This window comes from Cupriavidus sp. 05N40 (assembly GCF_056397305.1).
The window spans coordinates 1-11,383 of the sequence record NZ_JBFTND010000227.1; the positions used below are offsets into that span (position 1 = coordinate 1).

The following is an 11,383-nucleotide window of genomic DNA, read 5'->3' on the forward strand; positions in this document are numbered from 1 at the left end:
CTCACGCGCCGGCCACGGCCGATTATGACGCGTGGCAGGACGGGGTTATGCGGGACTTGGTGGGCGCCGGGAGCATGGGCTGCCAGGCATCGTAAGTCCACGGACGCGGCTGACAGACCTGGGGGAACGAGGTGAGGGCTCAGCGTCGATGAAGTGGTTGGTGATTCACTCGAACAAAAAAACCGCCGCTGCTTGAATCGGGAAGAGCGGGAATGGCAGCGGCGGGGCCGTCCATCAAAGTAATGCAGATAGGAGGGTAGTGGAGCGTACGAAGCGTTGCTATTGGCCGTTTGGTTGAATGCCTCCGCTCCGTGTCTGCGCGCGCCTTAAGGCCGGGGCATCATGCCGTCGGCTGATCTTCGCATTGTCGGAGATGGGTGCGAGTGAGTCCGTCGGCGGGGGTGAGGGTCAGGATCAATTGTGTCAACAGGCCGGCCCCTCCGGGCCTGTCCATAGGGTGGAGCTGGAGACGAACACGGTTGCCGTCTGCATCGGTGTACGCGTACTGCTCCGCCCCTGCATCGGGCAGCCGACCACCGCTCAATCCCTGCGCCTGCGCGGCGAGGACGGCAGATCGGGCGCAGTGCTGCTGACAGGCTTGGTCTACCACCCCGCATAGCCGCTGGAAGACGGCCTTGGCAGGCGGTTGGGGGGCTGCAAGAACTTCGATCATAGTGATTCCGGGCGCCAGCGGCGCGCTGGGGGAAATAAGCCTGTAGCGTAAATGGCCCTGAAGACGCGTACTTTCAACTCTCGCAAGCATATTCCTGCTGGATGGAGATCGCCTCCTAGGCGCTCCCACTCATCCGCCCTTGACATTGCTCGCGCGCCCAAATCGCGCGGGCGACCCGCTCAAGGCGATCGGCTTCCCGCTTGGCCGCCATTACCTGGTGTTCTAGCTCACGTTCTGCGAGGCTGCCCGCCTTCGCGTCGAGCAGCCGGTAAAACAGCTCTGTCCAATGGCTCTCGGCCACCTCCCAGGCGGAAAATTCGTCCGGCACGACGCGAGGCGCGTCAATCAGGAACCAGTCAACGGTCATGGATGGTGCCCTCAAGGGAGTCGGGAAAGCACTGTGGCAGAAGTATTGGATTGCGTCCATCAGGCAAATGGGTTAGTCGGCACACCGCTGCCCGTCATGACGAGGAGCTGCGTAGTCCCACTACATGACAATACGAAAAAATGCCCGCGCCCACCGGTCAAGCCGAGGGGTTTCCCTTAATAAGCAGGAAAGAGCTTGAAGATCCGGAATGGAGTGTGTTGAATGCATTGGCGCCTGGCGGTCAACGATCTCATAAGTTGCAACCTAGGCGGCAGAGCGGGAGACCGGTCTCGATCAATGGTTGCAATCTACGTTCCCCGCTGCCGTTCAAAAATATAAGAGGCAAGCATGCTGAGCCCCCATGAAGTAGCGACACTCATGCTAGTCCAAGGCGCCCTGGATCACACTGGACTGGATCGCGCGGATTTGGAAGCGCTCCGCGAGCACCAGCTTATCTACCTGGGGGAAATCGCTTCAGGGCGCCGACCCTGCATCACGCCCAAGGGCGGCGCTGTCCTTGAAGCCATCACACGGACACGCTGACCACTGCCCGCGCGCTTGCCCCCCAGCTTGAGCGCGAGGGCTTTGTCATAGAGCCGATTCAGGACTAATCCTCCTCGCGTGGATCTTCAGGACGGCCCGCTTGTCTATTGCCATCTGCAAGCCGGCGGAGATCGCCTCTCCGCGAGAGGCGTATTTGATGCGGACCCCATCGTTATCACTGGACTCTACCGCCCAATGTGACTCTTCGGTTAGCACTACGCTGACAGTCGCGATTGACATTTGGTCACCTCATGCCCTTGGTCATGCGTTCGTTCTAGTTGTGCTATGCGGACTCCGATGTCGGGCACCGGCCTACCTTCGCGGATTGCGTTAGCAAATGGATGCTCGGGGGCGCTTTCGCGAAAGGGGGAGGATGCTGAGAGCCGCCTGGATACGGGGAGGTGACGAAAACGCGCGCTGCACATGCGCGCCGTGGTGACACTTGGGGCGCTCTACGCGATGGTTTTCGCCCGCGGTTCGCGCGGCGCCGGCTCGGCTGCCATCAACTCCGGCGGGTAGGGGCGCATGAATCTGCGCGCGCGTTCGGGATCCCGACAGGTCAGCCAGTCATCCCACTCCGCCCGCGGCACGATCACGATCATTCGTTTTTCCTTGCCCGGGGCGTGGAAGCGGTTCATCAGTGGGTGCTTTTCCGAATTGATGGTCAGCATGGTGAAGCTGAACAGCTGGCTGCCGCCTTCTTCGACCCAGTCGCGCCACAGGCCGGCGATCGCAAACTCGGGCTCGCCTTTCAGCCAGATGCGCCAGCGCACGGACTTGGGCCCTGACTCGTAGTTCGGCTCGAAGAAGCTGGTGGCCGGCACCAGGCAGACCTGTCCTTTCTTCCACGGCCCCGAGAACGAGCGCTTCTCGCCGACCGTCTCCGATCGCGCATTGGTTGTGTCGAACTTGGCCACGCCCGATGGTATCCGCGACTTTGGCACCATGCCGAACGTGCCCATCAGCGCCTGGCGCGCGCCGTCGCTGTTGCCCACGATGATCGGCGCGGCATAGTCCGGCCAGGTCTCCGCGGGATAGTCGAGCGCAAGCGGCTCGACGCCATACACGTCACGCAGCAGCTGGCGCTGCACCGGGGCGTAGTTGTTGCACATGGGTGGGCTCCCGTGGGCTTGGGCTCCTAGTATCTCACTCGGCGCCGTCGACTGGCTCGGCCCGGTAGGCAGCCCAGAAGCAGTGCGAGTGCTTGCCGCGGCGCGCGATCATGCGCCTGAAGAAGATGCGCACGAGGCCCGCCTGTCCGCCGAGGATTACCGTCTCGCCCTCGGTGGGACCGTCATAGCTGGGTGGTGGCAGCTGCTTGCCAGCATCGGAGATGTAGTTGCCCGGAACCCGGGCGAGGATGCCATTTTCCGACGGCCCGGCAGGCTCGGCACTGTCGGGCTCGTGGATCTGGCAGCCAGCGGAGAGTTTGCTGTTACCCATGACGAGCCTCAGGTGCGTGGAAAGTACGCGCGCAGCGGCGGCTTCACTGCCGGCCGGCCCACCTTGATCCGGTGTTGCTGGCCGTCCTGCTCGAACGACAGGTAGTCGGCCGTCCACCACATCTTCTCAATGTGGCGCGTTTCGATGCCGTGCACGGTCACCGCGCTGGCCGTTACGGTGACGCCTTCGCAGTCGAGGCGCAACTCGGCCGTATCGCCGGGCAGGAAGTGGGTTTCCAGGAAGATCGATGCCGCGTCGTAGGTCACAGGGAACATGCCATCTCCTGCGGGGTGGCATAGTGGCGCTCGCCGCGGGTGCGCAGGCGGATCGAGCGGGGGCCGGTGAACTGGATGCTGTTGGCGAGCTGGAAGCTCAGTGAAGCGCCCTGGTAGTTGACCGCCAGGCGGTCAAGGCTCCAGGGCAGCGTCACGATCGCCGCGGTATCGACTCCCGTCAGGGTGATCGTCGCGCTCGCGGCCTGGGCAGCGGCCTCAACCTCAGGATTCCAGGTGTCAGCGGTGAGCAGCGGATCCTCGATGGCCAGGTGGAGGCAGCGAACGGCCAAACGCGCCGCTCCGTGGGAGTGGCTGTATAGGTAGACGGTACCGGGATCGCAGGTGAAYATGGGCGCACTCCGAAAACACTGTATGGATATACAGTGTAAAAGTCGTCCGAAGCCAAGCGCGGATAGTTGAGTTAACTGTATGGATATACAGTATGGTGCGGCCGGCCCGCAGCGCCCGAATCAGGCCGCGCGCGTTCGTGCCGAGGGCAGTTGCACGACGTCTGCCACTGTCCCTTCCGCGCATGCCGCGATGAATTCCGACCACCTCTCCAGCGCTGCGCGTCGCTCCGGGATCTCCTCGCGAACGTCGTAGATGGCCTCCATCCCCTTCAGCGCGTGGTTGAGCGCCAGCTCGGTGATCTCCTTCGCGATCCCCATGTTCATCATGTGGCCCTTGGCCGTGCTGCGGGTGTCGTGGGGCGTGAACCGGCGGATCTTCAGCCCCCCGCGCTCGAACGCGCGGTCGATGGCCGCCCATAGCGTGCTATTGCCGATGTGCGTGTCGCCATGCCGCGCGACACGGTCGGCCCGGCGTGCCGGCAGCAGCCACTGCGAGCCACCGGAGAGGGCGATCAGCTCTTCAAACCATTCGGTGACGATGGGTGTCAGCGGGACGAGGAAGCCGCGGCGCGTCTTGACCGTTTCATCCCGCACGAACCAGGCGCGGCGGTCCAGGTCGACATCGTCCTTCAGCGTCTTCACCAGTTCGTTCGTGCGCACGCAGGTGGCCAGCAGGATTCGCAGCGACAGCCCATTCTCCCGCCCGATGGTCTCGTCGATCCCCGGCAGGATAGACGTCAGCTCCTCCGCCGTGAGCATTAGCCGCTTGCGCACCGGGGGCCGCGGACCCATCAAGGCGGTCAGCTTGACGCCAGCACACGGGTTCGCGACGATGATGCGGCGCCCGCAAGCGTGGTCGAATACCTGCGACAGTGTGGTCAAGATCCGCTTGCTGACGGTCCAAGATCGGTTGGCACCCTCAATGGCCGCGACGATGTCGGTCGGGGTTACTTTCCGCACCTCCATGCTGCCCAGTTTTGGCAGCACCACGTTGTCGAGATCCCAGTTCCGGTAGTAGACGGTGCCCTCCGCAAGTGGGTGCCCAACATCCTGGGAGAGGCGCTTTTCTCGGAAGTCCTGCACGAGGGTGCGGACCGACCAGGCGGCGGCGGTCTTGGCCTTTTCCTGGCGTTTCTCGGCTGCTGGGTCCATCCCGTTGTCGATGGCAACGCGGTGCGCGCGAGCAGCTTTGCGCGCCGCCGCGAGCGATAGGTCTGGGTAGTTGCCGAGGGTGAGTTCCTTGCGCCGGCCGCCGGGAATGCGGTACCGCAGAACCCAGGCGGCAGTCCCTGCGCCAGATAGGGTGAACGTCAGCCCGTCGCCATCCGCCTTGGCAACGGGTTCGCCGGCCGCGACCCAGCGGCGGAGTTGGATATCGTCAAGGGCGTAGGTGATACGGGGCATGGGATCCTCGTTGGGTAGCCAGCGCATTATAGCGATTCTAGCTACCCAACCAGCTACCCAAAAAAGACGCGCCAATACGATGCGCAGTGAGACTGTGTGCGCCTAAAACCCTTGATGAGCCCTAGTTTTCGGCGGAAAGCTGAGCCACTGAGAATCGTCCGGAGTCGCTAATGAAGATTGCAGGTTGCGATTCTCATGAAAGCTGGGTATCCCTTTGGTGGAGGTTCGTAGGCGGCCAGGGCAAATGCGCGTGGCCATCTTCAGGGCTTGAACGAACCCTCTATGGTATAGCGCGAGCCCGGATGCACCAGGCGCGCCAGCGTGATCGGCGAGCCCTGGCTCTCGGTGCGGCGTACCACGACCAGGCAGGGCTCGCCGGGCTTGATGCCGAGCAGTTGCGCTTCTTCCGCGGTGGGCAGTTGCGCTTCGATGGAATACTGCGCCTCCCACAGCGGCGCCACCGTCAGCAGGTAGTTGGTCGGCGTGGTCCTGGTGAAGTCCACGCCGAGATAGTCCGGCGCACGGGCAGGGTTGACGTAGCGGTCTTCGCACAGCAGCGGCACGCCGTTCTCGCTGTGGACGATGAGCGTGTGGAAGACCTTGCTGCCGGCCGGCAGGCCCATGCGCGGGGCAAGGGTGTCGCTTACCGTTTCGGCCCGCGCCAGGTGCACCTCGGAGCGATGCTTGTGGCCACGCTCGGTGATTTCGTCATGGAGATCGCGGATCGTCAGCGTGGAGGACGCGCGATAGGGCTGGGTGGCAAAGGTGCCGACGCCCTGCACGCGCTCGACCAGTCCCTCGGCCTGCAGCTCGCGCACGGCGCGGTTGGCGGTCATGCGGCTGACGCTGAACTGGGTCACCAGCTCGGACTCCGACGGCATCAGGGTGCCTGGCGGCCAGCGTCCGGCGCTGAGGCCCTCCTTGAGGTAGTTCTTGATGTGCGCGTAGGCGGCGGCAGGCGGCAGGTAGCTCATGGCCCGCATCTTACTTGACTGGGCCTGTCTAGCCAATTCGGAGTGGTCTGGGCCGTCACCTTGCGGCTTTTTGATTGCGGGTGCCGGACATGCCTCTCCATGCGAGGACAAGGTCCCTGCCGGCAAAGCCGCGCGCGGGCGACGCCGGGCAAGGAGAAACGGCGGACAAGGAGAAACGGCGGGACGGCGCGCACCGAGCCGCCCGTCCGCTCCCCCGTGTTCCTGGCCGGCTGCGCTATGCGCGGGCCCGGGCCAGTGCCGCGGGGCTCACGCCAGTGCCATGCCGCCATGGCGCAGCAGCGCATCGATCTGCGGCGCGCGGCCGCGGAACGCGGTGAAGGACTCCATCGCCGGGCGGCTGCCGCCCACCGACAGGATCTCGCGGCGGTAGCGCTCGCCGGTTTCGGCGTCCAGCACGGAGCCCGACAGCTTGGCGGCATCCTCGAAGGCCGCGTACACATCGGCCGACAGCACTTCCGCCCACTTGTAGCTGTAGTAGCCGGCCGCGTAGCCGCCCGCGAAAATATGGCTGAAGGTGTTCGGCCAGCGCGACAGCGGATGCTGCGGCACCACGTGGGCGCGGTCGTTGATCTCGCGCGACAGCGCCAGCACGGACTTCTCGCCGGCGGGGTCGAAGTCGGTATGCAGATGCATGTCGAACGAGGAGAACACGATCTGGCGCAGCGTCATCATGCCGTTTTGGAAATTCTTGGCGGCCAGCATGCGCTCGAACAGCGCGCGCGGCAGCGGCTCGCCGCTGTCGGCATGCGCGGTCATGCCGGCCAGCACTTCGTATTCCCAGCAGAAGTTCTCCATGAACTGCGACGGCAGCTCCACCGCATCCCATTCCACGCCGTTGATGCCCGACACGCCCAGTTCGCCCACCTGGGTAAGCATATGGTGCAGGCCGTGGCCGAACTCGTGGAACAGCGTGATGACTTCGTCGTGCGTGAACAGCGCGGGCTTGCCGCCCACCGGCGCGGAGAAATTGCAGGTCAGGTAGGCCACCGGCGTCTGCACGCGGCCGTCAGCGAGCAGCTTGCGCCCGCGCGCGTCGTCCATCCAGGCGCCGCCGCGCTTGCCTTCGCGGGCATAGAGGTCGATATAGAACTGCGCCAGCAGGTTGCCACCGGGCGATACCACGCGGAAAAAGCGCACGTCCTGGTGCCAGGTCTGGGCCTGGTCGGCTTCGATGCTGACCGAGAACAGCTTTTCCACCACGCCGAACAGCCCCTTGAGCACCTGGGGCTCCGGGAAGTATTGCTTGACCTCCTGCTCGGAGAACGCGTAGCGCTGTTCGCGCAGCTTTTCCGAAGCGTAGGCCACGTCCCACGGCGCCAGTTCGGCCAGGCCCAGCTCGCTGGCGGCAAAGGCCTTGAGTTCGGCCCAGTCCTGCTCGGCGAACGGGCGGGCACGGGCAGCCAGCTCGTCCAGGAAGCGCAGCACCTCCGCCGGCGATTCCGCCATCTTGGGCACCAGCGAAACTTCGCCGTAGGAGCCATAGCCGAGCAGGAGGGCCTCCTCGCGGCGCAGCGCCAGCTGCTCGCGCATATTGGCGGTGTTGTCCCATTCGGACTTGCCCTGGCCGTATTGTCCGGCCAGCTCCGACGCGCGCGTGACGCTGGCTTCGTACATGGTCTGGCGCAGCGTACGGTCGTCGGCGTACTGCAGCACCGGGAAATAGGAAGGGAAGTGCAGGGTGAACTTCCAGCCCGCCTTGCCGTCCTTCTCGGCCGCGCCGCGCGCGGCTTCCAGCGCGTCCGCGGGCAGGCCGCCCAGCCGGCTTTCGTCCTCGATCACCAGCGCATAGCCGTTGGTCGCGTCGAGCACGTGATCCGAGAAGGCCTTGGACAGCTGGGCCTGCTGTTCCTGGATGGCGGCGAAGCGCGGTTTCTTGTCTTCGGGCAGTTCGGCGCCTCCCAGGCGGAAGCCGCGCAGTTCATTCTCCATGAGCTGGCGGCGCGCCGCGCTCATGGTGGCGAATTCGGGGCTGGCGGCGAGGGCCTTGTATTTCTCGTACAGCGCCAGGCTCTGCCCCAGCGAGGACCAGAACTCGGTCATGCGCGGCAGGTTATCGGCGTGCGCCTGGCGCAACGCGGGCGTGTCCGCGACCGCGCTCAGGTGCCCGACCACGCCCCACGCGCGGCCGAGCGGCTCGGTGGCGGTCTCGAGCGCTTCCACGGCATTGGCCCAGGTGGCTTCGGTGGCGGGCGCCTCGGCACGCTCGACGGCGGCCTGCGCGGTGGCCAGCAGCACGTCCAGCGCCGGCCCGATATGCTCGGGGCGGATATCGGAGAAACGGGGCAGGTCGGTGAAATCCAGCAGCGGATTGGCGGCGTTAGCGTTGGCGGCTTGGTCCATGACGTCTCTCTTGGCAGAGCCCATAAAGGCAATACCCCGCACATTGGGGCGGGGTGGCAGGTTTTCCAGTGCCGCGATGGCGGCGGGCGGCCTCAGCCGGCGGCTCGCTCTGCGGCTTCCAGCGTGTTGATGAGCAGCATGGTGATGGTCATCGGGCCCACGCCGCCGGGCACCGGCGTGATATAGCCGGCCACTTCCTTGACGCCGGCGAAGTCCACGTCGCCGCACAGCTTGCCATTGTCGTCGCGGTTCATGCCCACGTCGATCACGGCCGCGCCGGGCTTGACCATGTCGGCGGTGATGATGTTCCGGCGTCCCACCGCGGCCACGATCACGTCGGCGTCGCGGGTATGGGCGGCCAGGTCGCGCGTCTTGCTGTTGCAGATGGTGACCGTGGCGCCGGCCTGGAGCAGCAGCATCGCCATCGGCTTGCCGACGATATTGGAGGCGCCCACCACCACGGCGCGGGCACCGCGCAACGGGAACTGCACCGATTCCAGCATCTTCATGCAGCCGTACGGCGTGCAGGGGCGGAACAGGGGGGCGCCCGTCATCAGGGCGCCGGCATTGGCTACGTGGAAGCCATCCACGTCCTTCTCCGGGGCAATCGCTTCGAGCACTTTGTGGCTGTCGATATGCTTGGGCAGGGGCAGTTGCACCAGGATGCCGTGGATGTTCGGGTCGCGATTGAGGGCGTCGATGCGCGCCAGCAGGTCGGCTTCGCTCAGGTCGGCCGGATAGCGGTCCAGCGAGGAGTGGAAGCCGTTGTCGTCGCAGGCCTTCACCTTGTTGCGCACGTAGACCTGGCTGGCCTGGTCATCGCCGACCAGGACCACGGCCAGGCCCGGCCGGTGGCCGCGCTCGGTAAGGCGGGCGGCGCGCTGGGCGGCTTCCGCGCGGAGTTGCTTGGCAAGGGCGTTGCCGTCGATGAGTTGGGCTGGCATGGGATCGGAGGGGAAGGTGGGAAGAAGGGATAAAGCGGAATTATAAAGGTTGACGCAACCGGGGGCGATGCCGCCAGGGGCACTGGTAGCATCCCTGCATGCACGCACTGACCTATTTCCTCGCGCCCGGCGGGCAGGGCGCGCAAGCCTTGCTGGCGGCGCTCAGCCTTGCCGGGCTGGCCTGGGCGCTATGGCGCCGGCCCTGGCAACTGCTCCGGCGCGACGAACTGCAGCACGGCTGGCTGGGTGCGCTGCTGTTCGTGACGCTGCTGTGGACGGCCAGGGTGGCGCTGCCGGGCGCGCTGGCATTCCAGCTGTCTGGCGCCACGCTGATGGTGACGCTGTTCGGGCTGCCGCTGGCGCTGCTGTCGCTGTTGGTGGCGGATCTGGTATCGCTGCTGGGCCTCGGCTACCTGGCAGGGGAGACCTGGAGCGGCATCGACTGGCCATCCTTGTGGCCCCGCTATGCGTGGATGGGTTTGCTGCCGGCGCTGATTTCAGCGGCGCTGCAGGGCGCCATGCGCCAGCTGCTGCCACGCCACCCCTTTGTCTTCATTCTCGGTCATGGCTACTTCGCGGCCGGGCTGGCCGCGCTGGGCGCCGGGGCGGCGCAGGCCGCATGGCGCAGCCTCAGCATGGGCGACGGCGTGCTGACGCTGTCGGACACGCTGACGGCGGTGCTGATCCTGGCGTTTGGCGAGGCCTTCCTGACCGRCATGCTGGTCGCGGTGTTCGTGGTCTACAAGCCGCAATGGGTCGTGACCTTTCGCGACGAGGAGTATCTCCGGGACCCGGAGGCGTGAGCGGGAGGGGTATCAGGGCCACAGTGCGCCTCCCCGCGCGGGGAAGGCAAGGTGGCCAGATGGCCATATGGCCATCTGGCCATATGGCCATGTAGCGGGCCCCCGGGCGGGACCGCGCTACGGGCGCATGCCGCTTGCGCTCAGCTGTTCTTCGACAGGGCCAGGCGCAGCAGGTCGGCCACGGTGTTGACGTTGAGCTTTTCCATGATGTTGGCGCGGTGCGCCTCCACGGTCTTGATGGAAATGCCCAGGTCGTCGGCGATCTGCTTGTTCAGGCGGCCTGCGACGATGCGCTCGAGCACCTGTTGCTCGCGCGTGGTGAGCTTGCCCAGCAGGTCCTTGGCGGCGCGCTGCTCGCGCGCGGCGGAATGGTCGGTGCGCGCCTTCTGCAGCATGCGTTCGACCAGCGAGCGCAGTTCGGACTCGTCGAACGGCTTCTCGATGAAATCGATCGCGCCCTTCTTCATCGTAGAGACCGCCATCGGCACGTCGCCGTGGCCGGTGATGAAGACGATCGGGATATTGATGTTCTCCGCGATCATGCGCTCCTGCAGCTCGGGCCCGCTCATGCCCGGCATCCGCACGTCCAGGATCAGGCACGAAACCTGGCCGGCGTCGTAGGCGGAGAGAAACTGCTCGGCGCTGGTAAAGCTGCGAACCTGGTAGCCATTGCCCTCCAGCAGCCAGGTCAGCGAGTCGCGCATGGCTTCATCGTCGTCGACGATAAAGACGGTCTCGCCGCGGTGGGAGGTAGGGTTTGGCGTCACGTTCATGAAGTCTCCTGGGACAACAAAGTCATTTGTCGCCAAGTGTAACCGCCCCGGCCGGCTAGCGACAGGGGCCCGCGGGGGTTACCCCCCGGCGAGGGCCGCCTGGCTCGGGTCGTGTCGCGCGCAGCCTACTGGTCGATCAGCGCCGGTTGCAGCGGCAGCATGATCTTGAAGGTGCAGCCGATGCCGTCGACATTGTTCTCCACCCATAGCCTTCCCTGGTGGGATTCGATGATGGAGCGGCAGATATTCAGGCCCATGCCCATGCCGTCGGACTTGGTGCTGAAGAATGGTTCAAACAGGCGTTCCTTGGTGGCCTCGTCCACGCCGGGGCCCTGGTCGATCACGTCGATGCGCATATTGTTGCCGAACTCGCCGGGTTCCACGCGCGCATGCAGGCGCACCACGCCGGTCGAGCGCATGGCGGGCAGGCCGGCCATGGCCTCGACGGCGTTCTTGAGTAGGTTGACCAGCAC

Annotated in this window: 14 protein-coding genes; 2 read left to right on the forward strand and 12 right to left on the reverse strand. The window is 65.4% G+C overall.

Features of this window, described 5'->3' with window-relative positions; genetic code table 11:
• Window positions 1-788 precede the first annotated feature (788 nt).
• Window positions 789-1,040 (reverse strand): hypothetical protein, encoded by a 252-nt coding sequence (locus AC1DO7_RS34855; RefSeq protein WP_441616152.1) that lies wholly within the window; start codon window positions 1,038-1,040, stop codon window positions 789-791.
• 348 nt (window positions 1,041-1,388) lie between these two features.
• Between AC1DO7_RS34855 and AC1DO7_RS34860 the strand changes: the two genes are divergently transcribed.
• A complete protein-coding gene (locus AC1DO7_RS34860; protein WP_441616150.1) occupies window positions 1,389-1,583 on the forward strand; it encodes a hypothetical protein in 195 nt (64 codons plus the stop codon).
• 45 nt (window positions 1,584-1,628) lie between these two features.
• Here the strand turns inward: AC1DO7_RS34860 and AC1DO7_RS34865 are convergent, their stop codons facing one another.
• From AC1DO7_RS34865 to folD, 9 genes are all read right to left on the reverse strand, one after another.
• The gene (locus AC1DO7_RS34865) at window positions 1,629-1,823 is read right to left on the reverse strand and encodes a DUF2188 domain-containing protein (RefSeq protein WP_441616148.1); all 195 of its coding nucleotides are present in this window, start codon (window positions 1,821-1,823) and stop codon (window positions 1,629-1,631) included.
• 212 nt (window positions 1,824-2,035) lie between these two features.
• Window positions 2,036-2,695 carry an SOS response-associated peptidase gene (locus tag AC1DO7_RS34870; RefSeq protein ID WP_441616146.1) on the reverse strand — a complete coding sequence of 220 codons (660 nt, stop codon included), beginning with the start codon at window positions 2,693-2,695 and terminating at the stop codon, window positions 2,036-2,038.
• 34 nt (window positions 2,696-2,729) lie between these two features.
• Window positions 2,730-3,026 carry a hypothetical protein gene (locus AC1DO7_RS34875; RefSeq protein WP_441616144.1) on the reverse strand — a complete coding sequence of 99 codons (297 nt, stop codon included), beginning with the start codon at window positions 3,024-3,026 and terminating at the stop codon, window positions 2,730-2,732.
• An 8-nt stretch (window positions 3,027-3,034) separates the two neighbouring features.
• Window positions 3,035-3,301 (reverse strand): hypothetical protein, encoded by a 267-nt coding sequence (locus AC1DO7_RS34880; RefSeq protein ID WP_441616142.1) that lies wholly within the window; start codon window positions 3,299-3,301, stop codon window positions 3,035-3,037.
• Window positions 3,289-3,591: a hypothetical protein gene (locus tag AC1DO7_RS34885; protein ID WP_477117153.1), complete on the reverse strand. Its 303-nt coding sequence runs from the start codon at window positions 3,589-3,591 to the stop codon at window positions 3,289-3,291. Before AC1DO7_RS34885 ends, AC1DO7_RS34880 begins: the two co-directional genes overlap by 13 nt.
• A 180-nt stretch (window positions 3,592-3,771) precedes the next feature.
• The gene (locus AC1DO7_RS34890) at window positions 3,772-5,055 is read right to left on the reverse strand and encodes a tyrosine-type recombinase/integrase (RefSeq protein WP_441616138.1); all 1,284 of its coding nucleotides are present in this window, start codon (window positions 5,053-5,055) and stop codon (window positions 3,772-3,774) included.
• 260 nt (window positions 5,056-5,315) lie between these two features.
• Window positions 5,316-6,029 (reverse strand): histidine utilization repressor, encoded by a 714-nt coding sequence (gene hutC, locus AC1DO7_RS34895; RefSeq protein WP_441616136.1) that lies wholly within the window; start codon window positions 6,027-6,029, stop codon window positions 5,316-5,318.
• A 267-nt stretch (window positions 6,030-6,296) separates the two neighbouring features.
• Window positions 6,297-8,390: a M3 family metallopeptidase gene (locus tag AC1DO7_RS34900; protein ID WP_441616135.1), complete on the reverse strand. Its 2,094-nt coding sequence runs from the start codon at window positions 8,388-8,390 to the stop codon at window positions 6,297-6,299.
• Between the two features lie 92 nt (window positions 8,391-8,482).
• Window positions 8,483-9,334 (reverse strand): bifunctional methylenetetrahydrofolate dehydrogenase/methenyltetrahydrofolate cyclohydrolase FolD, encoded by an 852-nt coding sequence (gene folD / locus AC1DO7_RS34905; protein WP_441616133.1) that lies wholly within the window; start codon window positions 9,332-9,334, stop codon window positions 8,483-8,485.
• A 98-nt stretch (window positions 9,335-9,432) separates the two neighbouring features.
• Between folD and AC1DO7_RS34910 the strand changes: the two genes are divergently transcribed.
• A complete protein-coding gene (locus AC1DO7_RS34910; RefSeq protein WP_477117154.1) occupies window positions 9,433-10,137 on the forward strand; it encodes a hypothetical protein in 705 nt (234 codons plus the stop codon).
• Window positions 10,138-10,277: 140 nt separating this feature from the next.
• Here AC1DO7_RS34910 and AC1DO7_RS34915 read toward each other — a convergent pair whose 3' ends face one another.
• Both AC1DO7_RS34915 and AC1DO7_RS34920 read right to left on the reverse strand, forming a co-directional pair.
• On the reverse strand, window positions 10,278-10,910 hold the full coding sequence (locus AC1DO7_RS34915; RefSeq protein WP_441616129.1) for a response regulator transcription factor: 633 nt from the start codon (window positions 10,908-10,910) through the stop codon (window positions 10,278-10,280).
• 125 nt (window positions 10,911-11,035) lie between these two features.
• Window positions 11,036-11,383: sensor histidine kinase (locus tag AC1DO7_RS34920; protein ID WP_477117155.1), on the reverse strand; the 348-nt coding region annotated here is incomplete at its 5' end.

Excerpts from the sequence above, each read along its gene's own strand:
- AC1DO7_RS34855 (WP_441616152.1), bottom strand. The coding sequence starts at position 1,040 with ATGACCGTTGACTGGTTCCTGATTGACGCGCCTCGCGTCGTGCCGGAC.
- AC1DO7_RS34860 (WP_441616150.1), top strand. The coding sequence starts at position 1,389 with ATGCTGAGCCCCCATGAAGTAGCGACACTCATGCTAGTCCAAGGCGCC.
- AC1DO7_RS34865 (WP_441616148.1), bottom strand. The coding sequence starts at position 1,823 with ATGTCAATCGCGACTGTCAGCGTAGTGCTAACCGAAGAGTCACATTGG.
- AC1DO7_RS34870 (WP_441616146.1), bottom strand. The coding sequence starts at position 2,695 with ATGTGCAACAACTACGCCCCGGTGCAGCGCCAGCTGCTGCGTGACGTG.
- AC1DO7_RS34875 (WP_441616144.1), bottom strand. The coding sequence starts at position 3,026 with ATGGGTAACAGCAAACTCTCCGCTGGCTGCCAGATCCACGAGCCCGAC.
- AC1DO7_RS34880 (WP_441616142.1), bottom strand. The coding sequence starts at position 3,301 with ATGTTCCCTGTGACCTACGACGCGGCATCGATCTTCCTGGAAACCCAC.
- AC1DO7_RS34890 (WP_441616138.1), bottom strand. The coding sequence starts at position 5,055 with ATGCCCCGTATCACCTACGCCCTTGACGATATCCAACTCCGCCGCTGG.
- hutC (WP_441616136.1), bottom strand. The coding sequence starts at position 6,029 with ATGAGCTACCTGCCGCCTGCCGCCGCCTACGCGCACATCAAGAACTAC.
- AC1DO7_RS34900 (WP_441616135.1), bottom strand. The coding sequence starts at position 8,390 with ATGGACCAAGCCGCCAACGCTAACGCCGCCAATCCGCTGCTGGATTTC.
- folD (WP_441616133.1), bottom strand. The coding sequence starts at position 9,334 with ATGCCAGCCCAACTCATCGACGGCAACGCCCTTGCCAAGCAACTCCGC.
- AC1DO7_RS34915 (WP_441616129.1), bottom strand. The coding sequence starts at position 10,910 with ATGAACGTGACGCCAAACCCTACCTCCCACCGCGGCGAGACCGTCTTT.